General features: G+C 70.2%; 19 protein-coding genes. 15 read left to right on the forward strand and 4 right to left on the reverse strand.

Going from position 1 to position 24,543, the window contains the following annotated elements:
• Positions 1 to 403 precede the first annotated feature (403 nt).
• The 5 genes from MWN52_RS13120 (at position 404) to MWN52_RS13140 (ending at position 6,635) form a co-directional block, all read left to right on the forward strand.
• Positions 404 to 970, forward strand: coding sequence for a hypothetical protein (locus tag MWN52_RS13120; protein WP_286574965.1), 567 nt, complete (start codon positions 404 to 406; stop codon positions 968 to 970).
• A 440-nt stretch (positions 971 to 1,410) separates the two neighbouring features.
• A complete protein-coding gene (locus MWN52_RS13125) occupies positions 1,411 to 1,962 on the forward strand; it encodes a TetR/AcrR family transcriptional regulator C-terminal domain-containing protein (RefSeq protein ID WP_286574966.1) in 552 nt (183 codons plus the stop codon).
• A 107-nt stretch (positions 1,963 to 2,069) separates the two neighbouring features.
• Complete coding sequence (locus MWN52_RS13130; protein ID WP_286574967.1) at positions 2,070 to 3,164, forward strand: efflux RND transporter periplasmic adaptor subunit; 1,095 nt, start codon at positions 2,070 to 2,072, stop codon at positions 3,162 to 3,164.
• Complete coding sequence (locus MWN52_RS13135; RefSeq protein WP_286574968.1) at positions 3,161 to 6,250, forward strand: efflux RND transporter permease subunit; 3,090 nt, start codon at positions 3,161 to 3,163, stop codon at positions 6,248 to 6,250. Before MWN52_RS13130 ends, MWN52_RS13135 begins: the two co-directional genes overlap by 4 nt.
• Positions 6,251 to 6,407: 157 nt before the next feature.
• Positions 6,408 to 6,635, forward strand: a complete 228-nt coding sequence (locus tag MWN52_RS13140; protein ID WP_130561582.1) for a hypothetical protein — start codon at positions 6,408 to 6,410, stop codon at positions 6,633 to 6,635.
• Positions 6,636 to 6,669: 34 nt separating this feature from the next.
• Here the strand turns inward: MWN52_RS13140 and MWN52_RS13145 are convergent, their stop codons facing one another.
• On the reverse strand, positions 6,670 to 6,978 hold the full coding sequence (locus MWN52_RS13145; RefSeq protein WP_286574969.1) for a hypothetical protein: 309 nt from the start codon (positions 6,976 to 6,978) through the stop codon (positions 6,670 to 6,672).
• A 162-nt stretch (positions 6,979 to 7,140) separates the two neighbouring features.
• Between MWN52_RS13145 and MWN52_RS13150 the strand changes: the two genes are divergently transcribed.
• Together MWN52_RS13150 and MWN52_RS13155 are read left to right on the forward strand one after the other, a co-directional pair.
• Positions 7,141 to 7,692: a lipocalin family protein gene (locus MWN52_RS13150; protein WP_286574970.1), complete on the forward strand. Its 552-nt coding sequence runs from the start codon at positions 7,141 to 7,143 to the stop codon at positions 7,690 to 7,692.
• 58 nt (positions 7,693 to 7,750) lie between these two features.
• Positions 7,751 to 8,227, forward strand: a complete 477-nt coding sequence (locus MWN52_RS13155) for an LEA type 2 family protein (protein WP_286574971.1) — start codon at positions 7,751 to 7,753, stop codon at positions 8,225 to 8,227.
• Between the two features lie 584 nt (positions 8,228 to 8,811).
• Here the strand turns inward: MWN52_RS13155 and MWN52_RS13160 are convergent.
• Complete coding sequence (locus MWN52_RS13160) at positions 8,812 to 11,298, reverse strand: S8 family peptidase (protein WP_286574972.1); 2,487 nt, start codon at positions 11,296 to 11,298, stop codon at positions 8,812 to 8,814.
• A gap of 224 nt (positions 11,299 to 11,522) precedes the next feature.
• On the opposite strand from MWN52_RS13160, the gene MWN52_RS13165 reads away from it, so the two are divergent.
• The 8 genes from MWN52_RS13165 to dxs all read left to right on the forward strand — a co-directional run bounded on the left by MWN52_RS13165 (position 11,523) and on the right by dxs (position 22,923).
• Entirely contained in the window at positions 11,523 to 12,362 is an 840-nt protein-coding gene (locus MWN52_RS13165; RefSeq protein WP_286574973.1) for a DUF6689 family protein, read from the forward strand.
• A gap of 308 nt (positions 12,363 to 12,670) precedes the next feature.
• Entirely contained in the window at positions 12,671 to 13,498 is an 828-nt protein-coding gene (locus tag MWN52_RS13170) for a GAF domain-containing protein (protein ID WP_286574974.1), read from the forward strand.
• Positions 13,498 to 16,725, forward strand: coding sequence for a serine/threonine-protein kinase (locus tag MWN52_RS13175; protein WP_286574975.1), 3,228 nt, complete (start codon positions 13,498 to 13,500; stop codon positions 16,723 to 16,725). The genes MWN52_RS13170 and MWN52_RS13175 overlap by 1 nt, the downstream gene beginning before the upstream one ends.
• The gene (locus MWN52_RS13180) at positions 16,722 to 17,435 is read left to right on the forward strand and encodes a sensor histidine kinase (RefSeq protein ID WP_130517568.1); all 714 of its coding nucleotides are present in this window, start codon (positions 16,722 to 16,724) and stop codon (positions 17,433 to 17,435) included. The genes MWN52_RS13175 and MWN52_RS13180 overlap by 4 nt, the downstream gene beginning before the upstream one ends.
• A gap of 102 nt (positions 17,436 to 17,537) precedes the next feature.
• On the forward strand, positions 17,538 to 18,188 hold the full coding sequence (locus MWN52_RS13185) for a response regulator (RefSeq protein WP_130517566.1): 651 nt from the start codon (positions 17,538 to 17,540) through the stop codon (positions 18,186 to 18,188).
• Positions 18,189 to 18,308: 120 nt separating this feature from the next.
• Complete coding sequence (locus tag MWN52_RS13190; RefSeq protein WP_286574976.1) at positions 18,309 to 20,099, forward strand: acyl-CoA dehydrogenase C-terminal domain-containing protein; 1,791 nt, start codon at positions 18,309 to 18,311, stop codon at positions 20,097 to 20,099.
• A gap of 213 nt (positions 20,100 to 20,312) precedes the next feature.
• A complete protein-coding gene (locus MWN52_RS13195) occupies positions 20,313 to 20,888 on the forward strand; it encodes an HNH endonuclease (RefSeq protein WP_130517689.1) in 576 nt (191 codons plus the stop codon).
• A gap of 127 nt (positions 20,889 to 21,015) precedes the next feature.
• Positions 21,016 to 22,923 (forward strand): 1-deoxy-D-xylulose-5-phosphate synthase, encoded by a 1,908-nt coding sequence (gene dxs / locus MWN52_RS13200; RefSeq protein ID WP_286574978.1) that lies wholly within the window; start codon positions 21,016 to 21,018, stop codon positions 22,921 to 22,923.
• Between the two features lie 42 nt (positions 22,924 to 22,965).
• Here dxs and MWN52_RS13205 read toward each other — a convergent pair whose 3' ends face one another.
• Together MWN52_RS13205 and MWN52_RS13210 are read right to left on the reverse strand one after the other, a co-directional pair.
• A complete protein-coding gene (locus MWN52_RS13205; RefSeq protein WP_286574979.1) occupies positions 22,966 to 23,985 on the reverse strand; it encodes a TraB/GumN family protein in 1,020 nt (339 codons plus the stop codon).
• A 66-nt stretch (positions 23,986 to 24,051) separates the two neighbouring features.
• The gene (locus tag MWN52_RS13210; RefSeq protein ID WP_286574980.1) at positions 24,052 to 24,516 is read right to left on the reverse strand and encodes a cupin domain-containing protein; all 465 of its coding nucleotides are present in this window, start codon (positions 24,514 to 24,516) and stop codon (positions 24,052 to 24,054) included.
• Positions 24,517 to 24,543 lie beyond the last annotated feature (27 nt).

Genomic DNA, 24,543 nt, shown 5'->3' on the forward strand with positions numbered 1-24,543 from the left:
GATTTCCTCCCTTGGGTTACGAATCTCTTGCGATCAGAGTTCTCTGCTACATGCGAGGTACATCGCTTCCAGACAACGTCTGACGGCTCCCACAGCCCGGGCAATCGCGAAGGTGATTGGAGACAGCTGCGCCCATGAAGGCCTGATCCAGGACCACCTGCATTTAGCACTTTACATGCTGGATGTCGCTGAGCGGTAGCTGCCCGAGAAGCAGCCTGGACACAGCTCTCGTGCAACCTGCACATCAGTCGGCCAACCAAAAATAGCCGTGACCACCATAGGACAGCACGGCACGGCCAGTACGATGCGTATTGTGTAGGCACTGCGCGAACCAAGCGTCCATTTCACATGCTAGCCTCTCTAGGCGGACAAGAGGTCCGCATGGAGATTTACGGAGCATTGAATGAAGATGTTGAAGATGGCCGCTCTTACATTCGCGGCATCTGTTGGAATTGTTGGATCCGTCAACGCGCAAGACGTTGGCCTGAAGGCGTGGTCCGCAAGTGCGCATATCGAGAACGCACAATCCACCGCGCCCGCTGGAGCCACGCTGGTGCAGCTGTATCGCTACTACAATGCAAAGGAAGTCAATCACTTCTCCGGCCGCGAAATGCCGCAAGGGTGGAGCGATCTGGGTTGGAGGCAGGATGGGACGAATGGATTCATCTCTTTCACCCCGTTCTCTGGCAGTAGAACGCTTTACAGTTGCTTCATCCCCGGAGGGATTGATCGCTTCACATCTAGTGACCCCAATTGCGAAGGCCAGGGGCGCGATTCGATGAATTCAATCCTCGGCTACGTCGCTGAAAGTCAGATCCCCGGCACAGTTCCACTCTACCGTTGTCAGCGCGGCGGCATTAAGAAGATCAACGGCGTTTGGCGTTCGGACCATTTCGACACCCTGAGCTCCGTCTGCGAGAACGTGCCTAATCCGGCAATGGACGGTGTGCTGGGCTACGTGTTCCTCTAACCACGTAGCACCGAACGACTGGGCAGCTTGCTGCCCAGTCGAATCCTCCCCCGGGAAACGGGCACGCGACGCCCATTGAGTTGGTCAGTGCTTGTATCTCGAACTGCGCTAGCCGCTGGCAAGATGAGGCCCACATTCGCTAGTCCAACGGCCCGATGACGATCGGTGAATTCGCAGGGCCCTGTTGGTCAGCAGCACAAGGAACTCCACAGGACCGCTGAGAGACACGCGGCCAGCCGATAACCGTCGTCTTCTTCGACGTTTCCTGTTCGGCAAAGCATTTGCCAACCCGCCCTAACACCGTTAGAGTCCGCAACCTAACGCTGTTAGATGCCACGCCACGCCATGCGCAGCCCGCTTACGCAGGACCACATTCTCCAGGCGGCGTTTCGCCAGCTCGACGAGGCGGGCATGGAGGGCATCAGCCTGCGCAAGCTGGCGTGCAATCTGGGGTCCGTGCGCCGTCGCTGTATTGGCACTTCAAGAGCAAGCAGGCGCTGATCGATGCGCTGGCCGATGCGCTGATCGCCGAGGTGGCGCGCGACATCCCACAAGGACAGGACTGGCGGACCACGATGCATCAGATCGCAAGCGAGTTCCGCACCGCGTTCAAGGCGCACCGCGATGGCGCGCGCGTGTTCGCGGGCACCTTCCTGGCCACCGAGAACATGCTGCGCGTGGGCGATGCGACCATCGCGGCGCTGATGCAGGCCGGCGCGCCGGTGGCGTTCGCCGCGAGCACGGCGCTGGATTCGGTCTACTACGTCATGGGCTTCGTGATCGAGGAGCAGTCGCTACCGACCGACCCGGACGCGCTGGAAGGCGTGCAGCAGGCGTTCTTCGAACTGGCCAGGGCGCGCTTCCCGCACTGCTGGGAGGCGCGCGAGGTGCTGGCCGAGCCGAACTTCGACGCGCGCTTCCGTAACGGCATCGACCTGCTCCTGGACGGGGTCGAGCAACAGATCCGCCGGCAATCCGCCGCCTCAACCTGACTTCGCCCGGGACGCGTCCCGGACCAGCGCTGTTTCCATCAGCCATGTGCGGGCCGACCGGCGCCTAGCACCAGCCAGCACTCCACACTCTTGCCTCTGGTTCCTCTATGCGTGCGCCACTCCTGCGTTGGTCCCTGCTGTTCGCCGCCCTGCCCCTGTTTGCCGCCTGTGGTGGCGGTGCCAAGGACAAGCCCGTGGAGGGCTCCTCGGCACTCGCCGTTGCCCTGACGCCGGCGCGCATCTATCCGCTGGCGCGCAGCGTGATCGTGTCCGGCCCGGTGTCGGCCTATGAGGAAATGCAGCTCGGCGTCGAACTGAGCGGCCAGCGCATCACCCGTCTCAACGTTGATGTCGGCCAGACGGTGAAGCGGGGCCAGGTCCTGCTGGAGCTGGACCACCGCACGCTCGACAGCGAGGTGGCCCAGGCCGATGCCGCCGCCCAGCAGGCCAAGGCCGCGCTGGAACTGGCGCAGGCCAAGCAGACGCGTGGCGAGAAGCTCGCGGCCTCGCAGCTGATCAGCGCCAGCGACCTGGACGAACTGCGCGCCACCGCGACCCAGGCCCGGGCGCAGCTGGCGACCGCGCGCGCCGCGCTGGACGCGGCGCGGCTGCAGCGCGATTTCGCCGAGCTGCGTGCGCCCGCCGATGGCGTGATCTCCAAGCGGCTGATCCAGCCCGGCCAGGTCGTCGCGGCCGGCAGCGAGCTGCTGCGCCTGATCCGCGACGGCCGCCTGGAATGGCGCGCCGAACTGCCCGAAGCGCAGCTGGCCGACGTGGCCGTCGGCAACCCGGTCGCGCTGACCTATGCCGGCCAGCCGATCGCCGGCCGCGTGCGCGCCGTGACCCCTGGCGTGGATGCGCAGACGCGGACCGGCACCGTGTACGCGGACCTGCCCGCGCCCGGCCCGCTCAAGCCGGGTACCTTCGTCGAAGGCCGCATCCTCACCGGCGATGGCCAGGCGCTGATGGTGCCCAGCGCGGCCATCGTCCAGCGCGACGGCCACAGCTATGTGTTCACGCTCAAGGACAAGGGCAGCGTGGCCCGCCGGCGCGTGCGCACCGGGCAGACCGTGCAGGCCCGCACCGAGATCGTCGAAGGCCTGAAGGACGGCGAGCAGGTCGTGTCCGAGGGCGCGGGCTTCCTCGGCGACGGCGACCGCGTGCGCGTGGTCGAGGCCGGCAAGGGAGCGCGCGCGCCATGAACTTCTCCGCCTGGGCCATCCGCCGGCCGCTGCCGGCGCTGATGCTGTTCTTCGTGCTGTGCGTGGCCGGCCTGTGGGGCTTCCACGCGCTGCCGGTCGCGCGCTTCCCCGACATCGCCTTCCCGATGACCACCGTCACGGTGACCCAGCCGGGCGCCTCGCCCAGCCAGCTGGAGGCCGAGGTCACGCGCAAGGTCGAGGACTCGGTGGCCACGATCAACAACGTCAAGCGCGTGATGTCCACGGTCAGCGAGGGCGTCAGCACCACCAGCATCGAGTTCCAGCTGGAGGCCGACCTCGGCACCGCGCTGGACGACACGCGCGATGCGGTCACCCGCATCCGCACCGACCTGCCGCAGGACATCCAGGAGCCGGTGATCTCCAAGGTCGACATCGGCGGCTCGCTGATGACCTATGCGCTGGTCGCCCCGCAGATGAGCCCGGACGAAGCCAGCTGGTTCGTCGACCGCGAGATCTCGCGCGCAATGTATGGCGTCCCCGGCGTGGCGCGGGTCACGCGCGTGGGCGGCGTCGAGCGCCAGGTGCGCGTGGACCTGGATCCCAACGCCCTGCTCGCCTTCGGCATCACCGCCGGCGCTGTCTCCCAGCAGCTGGCCAAGATCCAGGTCGAACGCGCCGGCGGCAAGGCCGAGCTGGACGGCGCGCAGCAGACCATCCGCACGCTGGGCACGGTCGCCGACGCGCAGGCGCTGCGCGACTACTCGATCAGCCTGCCGGACGGGCGCTCGGTGCGCCTGTCGGCGCTGGCCACGGTCACCGACGCGGCGGCCGACCCCACCCAGGCCGCGCTGCTGGATGGCAAGGAGGTGGTGGCCTTCTCGATGTCGCGCACACGCGGCTCCAGCGAGGTCAAGGTCGAAGCCGGCGTGCACAAGGCGCTGGACGCGCTCAAGGCGTCCCACCCCGGCGTGGACTTCCGCCTGGTCACCACGGCCATCGACGAGACCCATCGCTCCTACGATTCGTCGATGACCATGCTCTACGAAGGCGCGCTGCTGGCGCTGCTGGTGGTGTGGGCCTTCCTGCGCGACTGGCGCGCGACCTGGGTCTCGGCGCTGGCCCTGCCGCTGTCGATCATCCCGACCTTCGCGGTGATGCACTGGTTCGGCTTCACGCTCAACATCATCACCCTGCTGGCGCTGTCGGTGGTGGTCGGCATCCTGGTCGACGATGCGATCGTGGAGATCGAGAACATCGTGCGCCACCTGCGCATGGGCAAGCCGCCGCTGGAGGCCGCGCGCGAGGCGGCCGGCGAGATCGGCAACGCCGTCATCGCCACCTCGCTGACGCTGGCGGCGGTGTTCGTGCCGGTAGCCTTCATGCCGGGCATCGCCGGCAAGTTCTTCCGCGAGTTCGGCTGGACCGCGGCCACCGCCGTGCTGTTCTCGCTGCTGGTCGCGCGCCTGCTCACGCCAATGATGGCCGCCTACCTGCTCAAGCCGCATGGCGAGGAGAAGGGCGAGTCGCGGCTGATGACCTGGTACCTGGGCTGGGTGGACGCGGCGCTGCGCCATCGCGGGCGCACGCTGTGGATCGCGGCCGGGCTGTTCGTGGCCTCGCTGGCGCTGGTGCCGCTGATCCCGGCGACCTTCATCCCGCAGTCCGACCTGGGCCGCAGCAACCTGAGCCTGGAGCTGCCGCCGGGCACGCGGCTGGAGGACACCGTGGCCGTGGCCGAACGCGCGCGCGCCCTGCTCAAGGACATGCCCGAGCTCAAGCAGGTCTACACCGCCGTGGGCAGCGTGCTGGACCTGGGCGACCCCTCCACCACCGGCGTGGCCGATCCGCGCAAGGCGACCCTGGTGCTGGACTGGGGCGCGGCCGATACGCGCAAGCGCGACCAGCGCGCGCTGGAGCGCGACGCGCGGGCGCGGCTGGCCGATCTGCCCGGCGTGCGCGTGAGCTATGTCAGTTCCGAACCGGGCAACCTGCTGCAGCTGGTGCTGTCCGGCGACGATCCGCAGCACCTGCAGGACGCCTCGCTGGCGCTGGAGCGCGACCTGCGCGACATCCCGGGGCTGGGCAGCGTGACCTCGACCGCCTCGCTGCTGCGCCCGGAGATCCAGATCGTGCCCAACCCGGCGCGGGCGGCGGACCTGGGCGTGTCCACCGCCGACATCGCCGAGGCGGCCCGCATCGCCACGGCGGGCGACTACGAGCAGCGCCTGGCCAAGCTCAACCTGCCCGATCGCCAGGTGCCGATCCGCGTCGGCTTCTCGCAGACCACGCTGTCCAACCCCGCGCTGATCGGCCAGCTGCGCGTACCCGGCCGCTATGGGTCGGTGCCGCTGGCGGCGGTCGCCGACATCGAGCTGGGCAGCGGCCCCTCGCAGATCTCGCGCTACCAGCGCCAGCGCAACGTCACCCTCACCGCCGAGCTCAACGGCCGGCCGCTGGGTGATGTCATGGAGACGGTGCAGAAGCTGCCCAGCGTGCAGCACCTGCCGCCGGGCGTGAGCTTCCTCAACACCGGCGATGCGGAGGTGTTCGTGGAACTGTTCGTCGGCTTCCTGCTGGCCATGGCCGCCGGCATCGCGTGCATCTACATGGTGCTGTTGCTGCTGTTCAACCACGCGCTGATGCCGCTGACCATCCTGATCGCCGTGCCGCTGTGCGCGGGCGGTGCGTTCGGCGCGCTGCTGCTCACTCAGAACATGCTCTCGCTGCCGGCACTGATCGGCCTGCTGATGCTGATCGGCATCGCCACCAAGAACTCGATCCTGCTGGTGGACTACGCGGTGATCGCCGAGGACGAACACGGCCTCAGCCAGCACGACGCCCTGATCGATGCCTGCCGCAAGCGCGCCCAGCCGATCATCATGACCACCCTGGCCATGGGCGCGGGCATGATGCCGATCGCGCTGGGCTTCGCCGGCGATTCCAGCTTCCGCGCGCCGATGGCCATCGCCGTGATCGGCGGCCTGGTGACCTCCACCCTGCTGAGCCTGATCGTGATCCCGGCGGCCTTTACCCTGATCGACGACATCGGCGAATGGCTGTCGCGCAAGCTGCGGCGGCGCTCGTCGCATCCGGACGCCAGCGCGGCCTCGCAGCCGGGCGCCTGATGGCGGCGGGCGGCAGCGCGCCGGATGCCCCGTCGCCCGGACTTCGCTTCCCGCGATCGCGCTGTCCGTCGTCACCCGCTCACCACCAAACTGTGACGGGTTTTTCGCATGAGCCGGCTTACGCTGGAGCCTGGGCTCAACTGCGACGGGGGAACGATTGGAACGCAGGGTCGGGGACTACGAGGTGGTGACCTCGTTTCTGGTGGACACGTCGAATCGCTGCCTGCGCGGCGTGCTGATGGTCTATGGGCCAGACGGCGCGCTGCTGCGCACGATTCCCGCCACCGCCCCGTCCGTGTCGCGCGCGGACATGGAAGAGCGCATGCGCCGCCTGCTGGAGTCCATCGACAGCATCTCCCCGGACGGCACCCCGCGCTACCGCTGATCGTCGGCGGCATGCCGCTCTCCGACTCCTTCCGCTACCCGCCCGATGCGGGGACTTGGGCGTCCGGGGAATGCCGTGCCAGGGCGTTGCAGTAGTCCACCAGGGCCTCGCTGTTGGGGCGACGCCCGTTTCGTTCGCAATAGCCCTTGAAGTCGTGCAGGCGCACCGGCATCTGGACCACGCGCATCCCCTGACGCTCCAGGCGGGCTCGCGCATCGGGTGCGGCGCGTGTCCAGGCCTGGTACGTGCGGTGCCACTGGCGGTCGCGCACCAGTCCGCGAAACCCGTCGTAGTCGCTCTGGTGGAACCAGGGCAAAACGATGGCGACCAAGTCCTGGTCCATGGAGCTCCCCGTTCGATGACCGCAGCGCGCCCCGTTATCCGGCAAGAACGGGCCAGGCGAAAGCGCGCCGCGCACCCGCGTCCTGACCCTGTGCAGCCGCGCTGAGCGCCTCGCGGGCGAGGCCGCGCTGGGCCACACTGGGCGTCCCCGACGGAGGCCCGCATGTTCCGCATTCCCACCCCGCTGTCCTGGCTGGCATTGCTGGCGCTGTGGCTGCCCGGCTCGTCGCCCGCCGCCGAGCCGGCGCTCTCCTCGGTGCCCGCGCTCGACATCTCCCGCTACGCCGGGCAGTGGCACGAGATCGCCCACCTGCCCAACCGCTTCCAGGAAGACTGCGCAGGCGAGATCACCGCCACCTACACCCTGCGCGCCGCCGGGCACCTGGGAGTGCGCAACGCCTGCCAGGGCAAGGACGGCCAGCAGATCGTGGCCGAGGGCGAGGCACGCCCGGTCGCCGGCCAGCCGGGCCAGCTGCAGGTGCGCTTCGCGCCCGGCTGGCTGTCCTGGCTGCCGTGGGTGTGGGCGGACTACTGGGTGATCGACCTGGACCCGGACTACACCTGGGCCGTGGTCGGCGAGCCGGGCCGAGACTACTTCTGGATCCTTTCGCGCGAGCCGACCATGGACCGCACGCTGTTCGAGGCGATCAAGCTGCGCGCCGGCCAGCTCGGCTACGACCTGTCCGACCTGATGGTCAGCGCGCCCCTGCGCTGAAGGCCGGCCACGGCCGCGTGTATCCTCGCCCGCGTCCTGACCACGCCGGTTCCTGCCCATGCCCCGTGCCCATCGTTTCCTGCTGCTCCTGCTCTGCGCCATCGCCCTGACCGCCTGCCACCGCGGCCTGGTCAAACGCGTGTCCGAACCGGCCGTCAGCCTGCAGCAGGTGACGGTCGGCACCGACGGGCGCTGGCAGGTCGAACTGCGCGTGCAGAACTACAGCAGCATCCCGATGCGCTTCGAGGACATCGACCTGGCGGTGACCGTCGCCGGCCAGGACGCCGGCCCGCTGCGCGCCACCCCCGGCTACACCATCGGACCCGAGGCGGCCGACGTGGTCGGCGTGAACTTCACCCCCTCGGCCAACGCGCGCATGGCCGTGGCCGGCGCCCTGGCCAGCGGCCAGCCGCTGCCCTACACCCTCAAGGGCACGGTGCGCGCAACGCCCGAGGACCAGAGCCTGCGCAGCTTCGAGCTGGACATGCACAGCAGCCTGAGCGCCGCGCCGGGTTTGGCCGGCGTGCTGCGCTGAGCAGCGGTGCTTCGCTGGAACGTTTTGAGACGGTAAAGCGGATTTCACCGAGCAGCTTGTCCGGCCGGGCGCGGCTCATGGCTCGGTGAATCCTTCACGGCTGACGCTTGGGAAAGTCTGACTGCGCCTCCTGCTTCGGTGGGAGCAACCGTCTCCTCAAGTCTCACAGCGACCTGCCTGTAGAGCGGAGCTTGTGGCGATCCCCTTTTGGGGACTCCGCTGCTCTTCGTTCGGTTGATGGGGAAAGGCCCCAGCGTAGCGAGCTCCGCTCTACTGGGGGGAGCCGCCCTTGTGGCCGTTTTTGGCCAATGGCGGCGATGAGGCTTTCTCGGTAGAGCCTCATCGCCGCCATGGCGGCTCCTACCGGGATCGGGTCGGCAAACCGCGAGGATTCTTCGCATGCAAGCGCCGCCGCCGGCCATCCTCGATCGAGGGACAAGCGGCCTCCGGCGCCGGACCGCTGCCCCCTTCCGAAGCCGATGAGGGCTACTCGCCATAGTCGCTTAACTCAAAAAAACGCCCCGCGCTAGGCGGGGCGTTTCTCGCGCCATCCAAGGCGCAGCAGCACAAAGCCTCAGGTCGAATCAGTTCTCAGCCTGACGATTGACGTCCAGGAAGCGCCCGGCAGTGACCGCGTAGGCGCCGCGCGTGACCAGGCTGGTCGGATCGAAGTAGGCGTGCAGCGTCGGCTGCAGATCCGTGGCCCCCTGGGTCACGGTGTAGCGCGCGTTGAGGATGCCGTTGTCCAGCGCCGACTGGACATAGCCACGCAGGCTGGCCGGGATGCTGCCCACGTCCTCGATCGGCAGCTGCTTGCCGTTGTAGGTGACCGACAGCGTGCCGTTGAAGTTCACCGCCGTGTCCTGCAGGCCCAGCGACTGCACCAGCGAGTAGGCCAGCTGCAGCTTGGTGACCTTGTCGGCCGGCTTGAAGTTGCCGTTGACCAGGCCCATCACCCCGGCCTGACTCTGCGACAGATCACGCAGCACCGCCCCCTTGGCCACCACCGCCTCGGCCGCCGCATAGCTCGGGTCCTTGGTCGACAGGCCGGTGAAGCTGACCTTGCCCGGCGCCGGCAGCGACTGGCGAATACCGGCCCCCATGACCAGATACTGCGCCAGCTCGGCACGCGTCAGCGCATCGCTGGGACGGAAGTTGCCGTTGGAAGAACCGTCCATCAGACGGTTGGAGACCGCGTACTCCACCGCACCGCGGTAGGCGCTGGAGGTCGGCACATCCTTCAGGCCGCTGAAGCCGGCGCTGTTGATGAACTCGATCGTGCCCGACACCACACCAGGCGCCGACACGCCATTGGTGACGCGCAGCGGATCGACCGCCACGCCGCCGATCGAGCCGATGCCGCTGACGCTGATCTTCCAGGTGCCCTTCTTGCCCGGCGCGCTCGCCTTGACCGTGCTGCCCAGCACCGGCAGCGCGATGGACGAACCGTAGCGCTCGCCGTCCGGATCGGTCAGCACCAGGGCGGCGGTCGGGCCGGTCATGGTCGCGCTGGCACTGACCCAGGCCACGTTGTCGCCGACCTCGAAGGTCTGGTACTGCGGCTCGCCCACCGGCGTGAACAGCACCTCGAACGGCTGCGAGCTGCCCGGCGACAGCAGCGCGTTGCTGTTGAAGGTCTTCAGCGAGTTGACCGTGCTGCCATAGCCCGAGCGAAGCTTGGCGGCTTCCTGCAGCGCATCGTAGGCGTTGACATAGCCGGCGCCGGCTTCCCAGTAGGCGCGGCCCGGGATGTTGGTCGCGGTGCGCTCCAGGATGTCCTTGACCTGGGCGGGCGTCAGGTCCGGATTGGCCTCCAGCATCAGCGCGATGATGCCGGCCACGTGCGGGGTCGCCATCGAGGTGCCGCTCATCACCGTGTAGAACGGCAGCTGCGCGGGAGACAGCGTGGCCACATCCTCCTGCGCGGCCAGCGGCGGCAGCGCACCGGTCAGCGCGCGAGTGGAGATGATGTCCACGCCCGGCGCAGTGATGGTCGGCTCGTTGAAGTAGGTCCACTGCTTGCCGTCGGCCATGGTGAAGGTGCCGCTCTCGCCCCGCTTGCCGCGCGAGGAGAAACTGGTCAGCACGCCGTCCTTCTCGCCGGCCGCCACCGAGATCACCCACGGCGCCTGCGCGTAGGGGTTGTGGGTGTCCTCGCTGGGGCCGTCGTTGCCGGCGGCGAACACGCTGACGATGCCGTGCTTGTACAGCTCGTAGGTGGAGACCGTTACCGGATCGGTGGGATCGAACTTGCCCGAGGTGCCCCAGGAGTTGCTGACCACGCGGATCGGGTCCTTGAAGCTGAACTGGTTCACCAGCGCGTAGTCCAGGCCGCCGACCGCATCGAGGATCAGCAGCACCGCGCCCGAGCCATAGCCGACCAGGCTGGCGCCCGGCGCCGCACCCCGGTACACGCCATTGGAATGACCACCGGTGCCGCCGACGATGCCGGCGCAGTGCGTGCCATGGCCCGAGCCCAGATCGGTGTTGGGCACGTTCTCCACGTAGGTGATCGGCAGCATCGAGTCGAAGGTGGCCAGGTTGGTGTTGGCCAGCACGTTCTGCACCACATGCGTGCCATAGGCCACGTCGCTGTTGGTGCCGTCGATGCCCGAGTCGTTGATCATCACGCCCACGCCGCGGCCGCTGTAGGGCAAGGCACGGCCGAAGTCGCCCGGGTTGTCGTAGGCGCGCTCGACGCCGGTGATCTCCCTGGCCTCGGCGTCGTAGTACTTCAGCGGCGCGTTGTAGTAGATCGAGGCCACGTCGTCGCGCGCGGCCAGCGCCTTGATCTCGGCCGGCGTGGCCACGGCACCGGCGATGGGCAGCTTGCGCATGCTCACACCCTCGGTGATGCCCAGCGCCTTGAGGTCGGCCAGCTGCGAGGCGGTCGGCGCGGTGCTCTGCTTGTAGGTGATGACCACCTGCAGCGGCGCGTCGGCCGCGGCGCTGGCGATCTTGGACTGCAGCTGCGCGTCCAGGCGCGCGGCGGCGTGGGCGGTGGAGAAGGCGCCCATGGCGCCGAGGACTGCACAGACGCTCAGGGAGAGAACGGGGCGGGACAGGGACATGTGCGTGGCTCCGGAAAGTGGGACCCGTAACGGGGTGACCACACGTTGCCCGCCCGGGTCGGGGCCCGCCAATCCGGTATTGCCCCCAGCGGACCTGGGTAAAAACCCTCAGTGATGCGCATCCCTGTTCTTGGCTGGTTATGATCCTGACCACTGGCCCCCGAGGGGCCTTCCGCCCGCAGCCGGTGCAGGACCGGCTGCACGCCATCGACAAGGTTCGCGCCATGACTCGATTCCCGCTGTTCGCATCTCGCCTGCTGCTGGTCGCCGGGTTGCTGCTCTCGGGGGCCGCCGCCGCCCAGACCGTGCCGGTCAACGTGGCCATCGCCGGCGACACCGCCACCGTCGCCATCGGAGCGCCGAACGCACCGCTGGCCGACCTGACCATCAACTTCGACCAGGCCAGCAACCTCAGCGCCGAGAACCTGGGCATCAGCGCGCGGCTGCTGACCGGGCCGGAACTCGGCGCGCTGACCGCGCGGCTGCCCGGCACCGGGGTCCAGCCGATCCAGCCGCTGCCGCTGCTGATCACGGTCGAACCGCCGGTAGCCGGGGGCTTAAGCTTCAAGAAGCTGGTGCGCGTGGAGCTGCACACCCACGTGCTGCCCTACACCGCCGGCTCGACGCTGCGCCTGTTCAAGGCCCCGCTGGGGGGCGCGTTCCGCGACATCACCGACGAAATCTCCCCCGGCAGCGTGCGCTCACGCGGCACCACCGACGGGTTCTCGCAGTTCCTGCTGGTCAGCGACCTGCGCCCCACCCACGCCGTCGTGGCCGACAAGCTGGGCAAACTGCGCGAGCTGGTCGATGCCCTGCCGCCGCCGCAGGCGGGCCCACTGGACGGCTATCTGGACACGATCACCGCCGCGCTGGCCGCCGGCGACTTCACCGCCGCGACCGTGGCGGTGGACAGCTTCCGCGAACGCGTCTCCGCGCAGGCCGGCACCGGCATCCCGCAGGTGTGGAGCGCCGGCGACCATGCCGGCAATCCGGCCGGCGCGCTGCTGGCGGGCGCGGCCACCCTGCGCTTCTCGATCGACTATCAGCGCCTTTACGATCCTTAGAGCGTGTCATGGGCTTTGACGTGAGATGCGTTGGCCATCAGCGGTGCGGAGCCGGTGTCGCGTGGCGCAGCCTTGGCTGAGCGCCAAGGTAAGCCGCGCGGCGCCGGCTCCGTGCCGCTGATGGCCAACCCTCCGGGAAGTCGCCTGGGGCGCGCCGATCCTGTGTTGCGCACCTTGCCCAGGCGGCCAGCCTGGGCGGCGGCGCGCGCCTTGACTCGACGCGCCCCAGGCGGCTTCGCACTCACTTCAAAGCCCATGACACGCTCTTCGGGCGCTTTAGCAGCGCCGCATTGCTTTACGCTCGCGCAATGCCCGCACGCCTGATCGCCTACCTGCCCGATGCGCCCGCGCCTTCGCTGCTGCTGCAGGAAGGCGCGGCCTTGACCATCGGCCGCGCCGAGGGCAACGGCCTGCAGCTCTCCCACCCCTCGGTCTCGCGCAGCCACGCCCGGCTCTGCAGCGACGGGCTGGGCTGGGAGTTGAACGATCTGGGCAGCAAGAACGGCAGCTTCCGCGACAGCCTGCGCGTGGAAGCGCCGGCGCGGCTGGCCGGCGCGGCCTGGCTGCGCTTCGGCGACATCTACGTCGAGTTCACCCCGCTGGGGGACGAGGACGCCGCGCGCGAGGCCGGCCGCGCCCAGGCTCGCCGCACGCGCGCCACCGCCCTCACCCATGGCGTCGGCCAGGCGCTGGATCTGGACGACATGCTCAGCGCCAGCGTCCATGCCGTGACCGAACTGGCCCAGTGCGACCGCGGCTATCTAGTGCTGGCCGGGCCGGAGGCGCCGCGCGTGGCCGCCGCCTGCGGCACGCGCAGCCCGCGCGACTTCGGCGGCAGCACCGGCGCGCTGCAGCGCGCGCTCGAGCAGGGCCTGGGCACCGTGGCCCACGACATCGGCCACCTGCCCTGGCTGTCCACGCGCGAATCGGTGATGGCCTCCGGCATCAGCGCGCTGGCCTGCCTGCCGCTGTGCGACGGCGAGCGTGTGATCGGCGCGCTGTACGCTGACAGCACGCGCCCCGGCGCGGCCATCACCGCCCTGGACATGGAACTGCTGCAGGCCTTCTGCGAGCGCTGCGCGCTGTGGCTGGTCGCACGCGGCGCGCGCGACCGCACCGACCACGCCTCGGCCTGATGTCCGACGCGCCCACCGCCACCGGCCTGCACCTGCACGACGTCCTGGCGAGCGGGCAGGTGCTGGCCGGCCGCTTCCGCGTCGAGCGCCTGCTCGGCATGGGCGGCATGGGCATGGTCTACCTGGCCAACGACCTGACCCTGGAAGTCCCGGTCGCCATCAAGGTGCTGCGCCCGGAGCTGGCCGAGCGGCCGCAGGTCTTCGAGCGCTTCCGCCAGGAGCTGCTGCTGGCGCGCCAGGTCTCCAGCCCGCACGTGGTACGCATCCACGACCTGGCCGAACACCAGGGCCGCTGGCTGATCAGCATGGACTACGTGGCGGGCGAATCGCTCGAGTCCCTGCTCGCGCGCGAAGGCCCGCTGCCCGTCGAACGCGCCCTGTCCATCGCGCGGCAGATCGCGCTGGGCCTGCAGGCCGCGCATGCGCGCGCCGTGGTCCACCGCGATCTCAAGCCGGCCAACGTGCTGCTCGATGCGGAGGGCAATGCCTCGATCAACGATTTCGGCGTCGCCCGCTCGATGGCCAGCAGCGGGTTGACGCGGCATTCGGGCGCGATCGTGGGCACGCCGGACTACCTCTCGCCGGAGCAGGCGCGCGGCGAGACGGTCGACCCGCGCAGCGACCTGTACGCGCTGGGGCTGATCCTGCACGAGATGCTGACCGGGCAGCTGCCCTTCGCCAACGGCACCATGGCCGAGGTGCTGGCCCAGCGCATGCTGCGCACGCCCGAACCAGTCAGCCGCGCGCGCCCGGAGACGCCGCCGTGGGTCGTGCGGCTGGTCGACCGGCTGCTGCGTTCGCAGCCGCGTGCGCGCCTGCAGGACGCAGCCCAGGTGGTCGCCGCCATCGACCGGCGCCATGTGGAACGGGAGGCCCCGGGCTGGCGACGCATCGCGCTGGTGGCGGCCGCGGTGGTCGTCTTGGTGCTGATCGGCTGGGCCGGCTGGTCGTGGAAGCACGCGCGTGCGCCGGCCGTGGCCGAGGCCCCGGTCGTCGCGCCGCTGGCGCGCACGCTGGTGCTGCCGCTGGCCGGCGACCTCGACCCGGTCCTGCGCGAAGGTCTCGGCGCCTGGCTGCGCGATGCGCTGGAAGCGCGCACGGCCGTGGTCGATGCGTGTCGGACGTTGCAGGCGCTGCGCTCGGTCGACCCGACCGGCCAGGCCAGACCGGATCTGCCCGCGCTGCGCCGCGCGGCCGCCGCGCGCCAAGTGCTCGCCCCGCGCATGCGACACGACGCGCAGGGCTGGCGTCTCAGCGCCATGCTGGACGGTGCGGACGGCGGCACGCGTACGCTGGAAGGTCCGATCGCCGGCACGGCCAGCGCCGCGGCGGCCGGCTGGCTGACGACGGTGGGCGCGGCGCTCGGCCTCGATCCCGCACCCTGGCCCGCCCCGCCGCCGGACGCCGCGCTGCAGGCCCTGGGCCGGGCCGGCATCGCGCGTGCGCAGAGCCAGGGCGCGCCGCGCCTTGCGGCCCTGACCCAGGCGACCGACGCCGCGCCAGACGTGCTGCCGCTGCGCCTGGAACAGGTGCGCGCCGCCGAGGCGATCGGCGAGGACGATCAGGCCGATGCCCTGCTGGCACGGCCGTTCGACTCCAAGACCTGGCCGCGCAGCGCGCAGATGCTCAGCGCCATGCGCGCCAGCGCCGAGGGCGATGCGGAGGCCGCGCTGACGGTATGGCAGGCCATCGCCGACGCCAGGCCCGACGATGCCCAGGCCCAGCTCGACCTGGCGCGCGCCCAGGCCGCGGCAGGCAAGGGCGATGCGGCGCGCGCGCGGCTGCTGGCCCTGAGCAAGCGCGACCCGAACGACCCGCGGGTGTGGTTCGAGCTGGGCAAGCAGTCCATCCTCGCCGGCGACGCCGCCAAGGCCGTGGACGACTATCTGCTGCGCGCCCAGCTGCTGTTCCGCCGCGGCCGCGACCTGGCCGGCGAGGCGGAGACCGTCAACGCGCTTGGCGTCGGCTATGGCCGCCTGGGCCAGAGCAAGGCCGCCGAGGAGCAGTACACCCGCGCGGTCGACCTGCGTACCCAGGTCGGCAACCGCCGCGGCGTGGCCACCAGCCTGCGCAACCTGTCCGGCATCGCCAGCGTGCGCGGCGACTTCGCCGGCGCCGCGGCCCGTCTCGAGCAGGCGCGCGCCCTCTATCAGGCGCTGGGCGACCGCGGCGGCCTGGCCGCCACCCACAACGAAGCCGGCCTGCTGGCCGAGGAGCGCGGCGACTACGCGCAGGCGCTGCAGGCCTTCCGCGACGCCCTGCAGGCCTGGCAGCAGGTCGGCAATGCGCGCGGCACGGCGCAGACCTACAACAACATCGGCTTCGCCAACTTCCAGCTCGGCGACTACGACAGTGCAGCTGCTTTTTGGCAGCAGGCCGCCTCGGCCTACCGCGCGCTGGACGATGTCACCGGCCAGGTGCGCATCGAACAGAACCTCGGCCTGCTGGCCACCGCGCGCGGCCAGTGGCAGGACGCGGCCACCCGGCTGCAGTCCGCGCTGCGCACGGCCGAGGCGCACCAGATGTTCGAAGAGGTCGCCGTCACCCGCCGCAACCTGGCCGAGCTGGCCTACTGGCAGGGGCATCTGGCCGAAGGCCTGGCCCAGGCCGACCAGGCGGCGACGCTGTTCGAACAGCGCGACGACCAGCGCGGCCGCGCCGATGTGGCGGTGCTGCGCGCGCAGCTGTGGCTGGCGGCCGGGCAGCCGGCGCGGGCCACGGCCGAGCTGGAACAGGACGCCAAGCTGTTCGACGAGGTCTCCGAAGAGCAGCAGGCCGCCCGCGCCCTGGTGCAGGCGCAGCTGGCCAGCCTGCGCGGCGATGCCCGCGGCGCGCATCAGGCGCTGGCCGAGGCCACCCGCCTGGCCGATGCCTCCGGCGTGCGCCTGCTGCAGCTGCAGGCGCGCCTGCAGGGCGCGCACGACGAGGCGGCCCTGGCCGCGCTCGACGACGACATCGCCCGGCTCGGCCATGTCGGCCTGCGCCTGCAGTTCCTGCTGAGCGCGCTGCGCGACGGCGCCGATGCGCAGGTGCAGGCGCGCTATCGCGAGGCGCAGCAGCTGCTGCGCCGGGGCGATGTGCTGTTCGCCGCCGATCTGCATGCCCAGGCCGCGCAGCGCCTGGCGCGGCTCGGCCAGACCGATGCCGCCGCGCGCGCCGAGGCCGCCGCCGACGCCGCGCGGCGCACGCTGCTGGCCGGGCTGCCGGCGCAGGCGGGTGCGCGATGAGCGGCACCGACGACGCCGCGCGGTACCAGGCCCTGCTCGACCGGCTGGAAGCCAACGAGCGCGAGTTCCGCCGGCTGGGCCGTGCGGTGGTCAAGGTGCAGGAGGACGAACGTCGGCGCCTGGCGCGCGAGCTGCACGACGGCGTCGGCCAGAACCTCACCGTGCTCAAGCATCGCCTGGCCCTGCTCGGCACCGCGCTGGGGCCGGCGCAGGCGCCGCTGCGCGCGCAGGTGGAAAGCGCCATCGCGCTGTGCACCCAGACCCTGGAGGACACCCGGCATCTGTCGCGCCTGCTGCGCCCGCCGATCCTGGACGACCTGGGCCTGGAGGCCGCGCTGCGCTGGCTGGCGCGCAGCCAGTCCGAGGCCGGCGGGCCGCAGGTCAGCCTGGAGATCGGCCCGCTGCCGGCGATGGACGACGCACGCCAGACCCTGCTGTTCCGCGCCGCGCAGGAGTCGCTCAACAACGCGCTCAAGCATGCACGCTCGCGTTCGATCCTGCTGCGTCTGGTCGCGCACGACGACTGGGCGCACATGCAGATCGTCGACGACGGCGTGGGTTGCGACCCGGCACTGGCGCTGACTAGCGGCGGCAGCGGATTGGGCGGCCTGCGCGAGCGCCTGCGCCTGGGCGGCGGCAGTTTCCGGCTGGTGTCCTCGCCCGGCGCCGGCACCTGCGTGCAGGTGCGCGTGCCGCTCTCGGGCGAATGACTCCATCGCCCAATTGACAAATCCGCGTCCGCATACGACAAACGCAGGACATCGGATGTCACGTGCGCCGAACGATTTGGCATCGCTCCCTACCGGTCCCGCATGCCAACAGCTCCGATCCGCGTCCTGCTGGCCGACGACCACACCCTGGTCCGGGAGAGTCTGGCCAGCCTGTTGCAGGCAGCCGGCGGCATCCAGGTCGTGGCCCAGGCCGCCGACGGCGTCGCCGCGGTCGCCGCCGCGCAGACCTGCCAGCCCGACGTGGTGGTGGTGGACATCTCGATGCCCCGGCTCAACGGGATCGACGTGATCCGCAGGCTGCGCAGCGACGTCCCCGAGGCGCGCGTGCTGGTGCTGACCATGCACGAGGAGCACGAATACGTGCTGCACGCCGTGCGCGCCGGCGCCGCCGGCTATCTGCTCAAGGAAGCCGCCACGGCCGAACTGATCGCCGCCGTGCGCAACCTGCACGCCGGCCAGGGCCACTTCAGCCCGCAGGCCGCGCTCGCCCTGGCCGCGCAGATCCAGCAGCCCGGGCGCGAGCTGGACGACCCCTACCAGGCGCTGACCTCGCGCGAGCGCGAGGTGTTCCACCTCATCGTCGAGGGCCAGACCACCAAGGAAATCGCCCGGCGCCTGGACATCAGCACCAAGACGGCCGAGAACCACCGCTTCCGCGTGCTGAACAAGCTGTCGGTGCGCAATACGGCCGAACTTGTGCGCTACGCGGTCCGCCACGGCCTGCTGGACTGACGGCGCCGCGTCCCCGCACCGCGCCGGAGCCGCGGGGTCGGCGCCACTCCATACGCAGTAGTATGCTTGGCGGCCGAAGCGGGCCGGGAGGCGGCCCGCGCCGCCACCAAGAGCATCCGCATGAGCAGCTACCGCGCCCCGTTGAAAGACGTCCGTTTCGCCCTCTACGACGTGCTGGACGTCGAGCCCCTGTTCGCCCGGCTGGGCTTCGCGGACGCCAACGCCGAGCTGATCGACGCGGTGCTGGAGGAGGCCGGCCGCTTCACCACCACCGTGCTGGCCCCGCTCAACCGCGTCGGCGACGAGGAAGGCTGCACCCTGGACGCCGCCACCGGCGAGGTCACCACGCCGACCGGCTTCAAGGAGGCTTATGCCCAGTTCGCGCAAGGAGGCTGGACCGGCCTGACCGCGGCCACCGAGTTCGGCGGCCAGGGCCTGCCGCACACCGTGGGCGTGCCGCTGGGCGAGATGATCAACGCCGCCAACCTGGCCTGGGGCAACTTCCCGCTGCTCTCGCACGGGGCGATCGAGGCGCTGAAGTTCCACGGCCAGCCCTGGCAGCAGGAGGTGTTCCTCAAGCCGCTGGTCGAGGGGCGCTGGACCGGCACCATGTGCCTGACCGAACCGCATTGCGGCACCGATCTGGGCCTGCTGCGCACCCGCGCCGAGCCGCTGGGCGATGAGCGCTACGCCATCACCGGCACCAAGATCTTCATCACCGCCGGCGAGCACGACCTGGTCGACAACATCGTCCACCTGGTGCTGGCCAAGTTGCCCGACGCGCCGGCCGGGGCCAAGGGCATCTCGCTGTTCGTGGTGCCCAAGTTCCAGGTCGCCCGCGACGGCACGGTCGGGGCGCGCAACGCGCTGCGCTGCGGCTCGATCGAGCACAAGATGGGCATCAAGGGCTCGGTGACCTGCGTGATGAACTTCGACGGCGCCGAAGGCTATCTGGTCGGCCAGCCGCACAAGGGCCTGCAGGCCATGTTCACCATGATGAACACCGCGCGCCTGGGCGTGGGCCTGCAGGGCATCGGCCTGTCCGAGCGCGCCTACCAGAACGCCCTGACCTATGCGCGCGAGCGTCTGCAGACCCGCTCGCTGTCCGGTCCCAAGTTCCCCGACAAGCCGGCCGACCCGATCATCGTCCACCCCGACGTGCGCCGGATGCTGCTGTCGATCAAGGCCCTGACCGAAGGCGCGCGCCTGCTCGCCCTGCACGCCGGCACCCAGGTCGACATCGCCCATCACGCCACCGACCCGGCCGAACGCGAGCAGGCCGACATCCTGGCCGGCTTCCTCACCCCGATCTCCAAGGCCTGCCAGACCGAGTGGAGCATCGAGAACACCTACAACGCGCTGCAGTGCTTCGGTGGCCATGGCTACATCCACGAGCACGGCATGGAGCAGCTGGCCCGCGATGCGCGCATCACCACCCTCTACGAAGGCACCACCGGCATCCAGTCGCTGGATCTGATCGGACGCAAGACCGCCGCCAGCGGCGCGGCCGGGCTGAAGCTGTTCCTGGGTCTGATCGAGCAGTTCGCCAGCGCCTACCAGGACGATGCGGCGGTGGCCGAGTTCCTCGGCCCGTTGCGCGAGAAGGCCGCCGAATGGGGCGCGCTGACCCAGGACGTGCTCAAGCGCGCGGCGGCCAATCCGGAGGAACTGGGCGCGGCCAGCACCGACTACCTGTTCTATTCGGGCTATGTCGTGCTGGCCTACTGGTGGGCGCGCAGCGTGGTGGCCGCGCAGGCCTCGCAGCACGATGCGGCCTTCAAGCAGGCCAAGCTAGAGACCGCGCGCTTCTACTACGCGCGCATCCTGCCGCGCACGCTGTCCCACGCCGCCGCCATCCGCGCCGGTGCCGACTCGCTGATGGCCATGGACGCGTCACGCTTCGACGCCTGAGGGCATCGCGCCAGCGCGCTCCGGGGAAACTCCGGAGCGCGCTGCATTGGGGCCAGTACACAATTCGTCATCCATCGGGTATAAGCTGTTTCCCCGATGGAAGCAGACACCGCTCAGCTTCATTCGGACGACTCCGGCAACCCGGTCCTGATCGACGGCGCCCTGCCGGAAGCATCGTCCCCGGCCGATGGCCTCCCCGCCTCTCTCTCCGCACTGGCGCGTCCTTCCAGCGTGCGTTTCCTGTCGCTGGATGCGCATGGTCGCGTGCTGGACTGGATCAACTGGCAGGACGCGACCTGCCTGTACGCGCGCGATGCGGTGGCCTGGACCCTGGGCGATCCCTGCCTGACCGTGCGCGGCGGACTCAACCGCCTGACCGGCCAGCAGAGCTATATCGAGCTGCATCCCATTGTCGCCTCGCGCGGCCATGCGCGCGCGGCCGGGCTCTCGCCCACGCCCGCGCTGACCAACCAGGCGCTGTTCGCACGCGACGACCACCTGTGCCTGTACTGCGGCCAGACCTTCTCGCGCCAGCTGCTGACCCGCGACCACGTGCTGCCCGTGTCCAAGGGCGGGCGCGATGTCTGGGAAAACGTGGTCAGCGCCTGCTTCCACTGCAACTCGCGCAAGGCCAACCGCACCCCGCAGCAGGCGCACATGCCGCTGCTGGCCGTGCCCTACCGGCCGAGCTGGATCGAGCACCTGATCCTGTCCAACCGCAACATCCTGGCCGACCAGATGGCCTTCCTGAAGACGCACCTGCCCAAGCGCTCGCGCCTGTCGGCCTGAAGGCCGACGCCAGCCTTGCGGCCGATACTTCACATTCCGCGCCGTTGGGTAATCCCAGACTGACCGCCTTGCTTGCCCCTCCCTTCCCGGGGGAGGAAAATGCGCAACTGCATTGCCGACGGCCACGATGATCGACGCTACCCGCTATCCCCGCCTGTCAAGGATCGAGACGCCCGCCGACCTGCGCCGCTTCGACGAGGCCGAGCTGACCGCCATCGCCGACGAGCTGCGCGCCTACCTGATCGAGTCGGTCGGCCGGAGCGGCGGCCATTTCGCCGCCGGCCTGGGCGTGATCGAGCTGACCGTCGCCGTGCACTATCTGTACGAGACGCCCAACGACCGCCTGGTCTGGGACGTCGGCCATCAGACCTATCCGCACAAGATCCTCACCGGCCGCCGCGATGCGATACACACGGTCAAGCAGGCCGATGGCGTGGCGCCGTTCCCCAAGCGCGAGGAATCCGAGTACGACACCTTCGGCGTCGGCCATTCGTCGACCTCGATCTCGGCCGCATTGGGCATGGCCATCGCCAACGCGCGCGCCGGCAACGGCCGCCGCACGGTGGCGGTGATCGGCGACGGCGCGATGACCGCGGGCATGGCCTTCGAGGCGCTCAACCATGCCGGCGGCATGGAGGAGGAGCCCGACCTGCTGGTGATCCTCAACGACAACCAGATGTCGATCTCCGAGAACGTCGGCGCCTTGACCCAGCTGCTGGGGCGGATGAGCTCCTCGCGCACGCTCAACGCGCTGCGCGAGGGCGGCAAGAAGCTGCTCGGCGACAAGCGCAAGCCGCCGGCGCGCTTCATGCGGCGCTGGGAGGAGCACTGGAAGGGCATGTTCGTGCCGTCCACGCTGTTCGAGCAGATGGGCTTCCACTACACCGGCCCGATCGACGGCCATGACGTGCCGGCGCTGGTCGGCGCGCTGAAGACGCTCAAGGGCCTCAAGGGGCCGCAGCTGCTGCACGTGATCACCACCAAGGGCAAGGGCTACGAGCGCGCCGAGGGCGACCAGATCGGCTATCACGCGGTCGGCCCCTTCGACCCGACCAAGGGCCTGCCCACCGTGGCGCCCGCCAAGAAGTCCACCTACACCGACGTCTTCAGCGACTGGCTGTGCGACATGGCCGCCGCCGATCCGCTGCTGCTGGGCATCACGCCGGCCATGCGCGAGGGCTCGGGGCTGGTGCGCTTCTCCAAGGAATTCCCCGATCGCTATTTCGATGTGGCCATCGCCGAACAGCACGCGGTGACGCTGGCCGCGGGCATGGCCTGCGACGGCGCCAAGCCGGTGGTGGCGATCTACTCGACCTTCCTGCAGCGCGCCTACGACCAGCTGGTGCACGATGTGGCGATCCAGCAGCTGGACGTGCTGTTCGCCATCGACCGCGGCGGCGTGGTCGGCCCGGACGGCGCCACGCATGCGGGCAACCTGGACCTGAGCTTCCTGCGCTGCGTGCCGCACATGGTGATCATGGCGCCGGCCGACGAGAACGAGTGCCGGCAGATGCTGTCCACCGGCTTCCGCCATCCCGGCCCGGCCGCGGTGCGCTACCCGCGCGGCACCGGCCCCGGCGTGGCGGTCGAGCCTACGCTGGACACGCTGCCGATCGGCAAGGCACAGCTGCGCCAGCGCGGCCGGCAGGTCGCGCTGCTGGCCTTCGGCGCCATCGTGCCGGCCGCCGAGCAGGTCGCGCGCGAGCTGGGCCTGACCGTGGTCAACATGCGCTTCATCAAGCCGCTGGACCGCGAGCTGGTGCTGGAACTGGCACGCAGCCACGACGGCCTGTTGACCCTGGAGGACAACGTGGTGGCCGGCGGCGCGGGCTCGGGCGTGGCCGAACTGCTCAACGCCGAGGGCCTGGCCGTGCCGATGCTGCACCTGGGCCTGCCCGACGCCTTCCAGCACCACGCCAGCCGCGAACAGCTGCTGGCCGAAGCCGGGCTGGACGTGGCCGGCATCCGCCGCGCGGTGCTGGCCCGCTGGCCGCAGCTGCAGGCCGCCGCGACCCCGCTGACCGCGGCGCGCTGACGCCGCCCTGCCGGGCGCGCGATCGGCGCCCGCCCGGCGGCCTCACTGCGCGTCTGGCGCCTCGACCGTGTAGCCGCGCGCCTTGAGCGCATCGATCAGATTGTTGCGACCCAGGATCAGGCCCATCGGCAGCAGCGCCACGGTGCCCTGATGCTGGGCCAGCGCGGCCTGGGCCTTCTCCAGCCACAGGTCCAGCGACTGCTGGCGCAGCGTGCTGAGGCCCAGCTTGCGCGCCAGGCCGCTCTCGCTGATCGCCGCCTGGCACACGCCGTACTGGGTCGCCTGCGGGGCGATGCGCAAGGTGTCGATGTCGCCGACCGCCCAGGCGTTGGCCTGGGCGCGCATCGCATCGATCTCGTGCTCGAGCACGTCCAGCGTACGGCTGAAGCAGCTGCGGTCGTCGAGCCCGGTGCGCTGGAATTCGCGGATCGCCGCCTTGGGATCCTCCAGCCTGGCGGTCGCCACCACGGAGGTGACCTTCAGGCCGGCGCGCTTGGCCAGGGTCTGCACCCGCTCGGCCACGACGTTGTCGGTGCTGAGCGCGGCGTCCTTCATCGCCGCCTTGTACAGCTCCAGCGCGGCGAAGATCGGGCGGCGCTGCTCGACGCTGCGGTCGCGTCCCAGGTAGCGCGCCTTGAGCGTGCTCCAGCGCGCGTACTCGGACGCCGGAACAACTTCCTGCAGGGTCTGGCCGTCGGGATTCTTGGCCGCCTTGAACAGCGACGGCAGCAGGAACAGGTTGCCGAACATGCCGCGCCCGGTGTCCAGCGACATGCTCGGCGGCAGCAGCAGCTCCTGCGAGCCGGCGATGGCCGATTCCACCTCCGTCGAACGCCAGTCCATGCGTTTGGGCAACGGCGTCAGGGTGCCCAGCACCCACAGCACGTGGCCATCGCGGCTGACCTTCCACAGGCCCGGACCCGGCTGCACGCCCGAGACCGTCATCGGCGCCAGGTCGGTGATCGCAGGCTCGCTGGCCGGCGGCGGCGGCGCCTGCTGCGCGGAGGCAGACAGCACGAACAGCAACAGCGGCGCGACCAGACTCAGGCGCAGCTTGCGCATACAAGGACCTCCTGCAGGGACGCCGGCCGGCGCCGATGGCCGGATCTTACGGGGCGTTCCCGCGTTTCAATCCAGGTCCGGCGCGCCCAGGGCGTGCAAGCATTCAGCGATCTGCGGCGCGGCGTCGAGCAGCGCGAAGCCTTCCCAGACGAAGCCGGGCGCGACGGTGCAGTCCACCAGCGCGTAAGCCGCCTCGGTCCACGCGCGCTGCCAGTGCCCCGCCGGGACGACGGCCATCGCGGAAGCTTCAGCGCTCAATGCGAGCGTCTGCAGCGTATCGTTCTCCGGATCGAAGATCTGCAGCTGCAGGGGCCCACCCTGCCGCCAGTGCCAGCCCTCGTCCGCATCGACCCGGTGCCAGCGGCTGCGCTGGCCCCGGCGCAGCAGGAAGTGGATGGCCGTCATGGCCGGGCGCAGGCGCCCGGCGTACAGCACTTCCGACTGCGAGGCGTGGATGCGCCGGTAGTAGCCGCCTTCGGGATGCGGCGCGAGCTGCAGCGCGGCGATGAGCCGATCGATGTCCTGCGTCATGGCGGCATGCTAGCAGCGGCGCGCATG

Origin of the sequence: Pseudoxanthomonas winnipegensis (assembly GCF_030322905.1) — a bacterium.
Lineage (GTDB): Bacteria > Pseudomonadota > Gammaproteobacteria > Xanthomonadales > Xanthomonadaceae > Pseudoxanthomonas_A > Pseudoxanthomonas_A winnipegensis.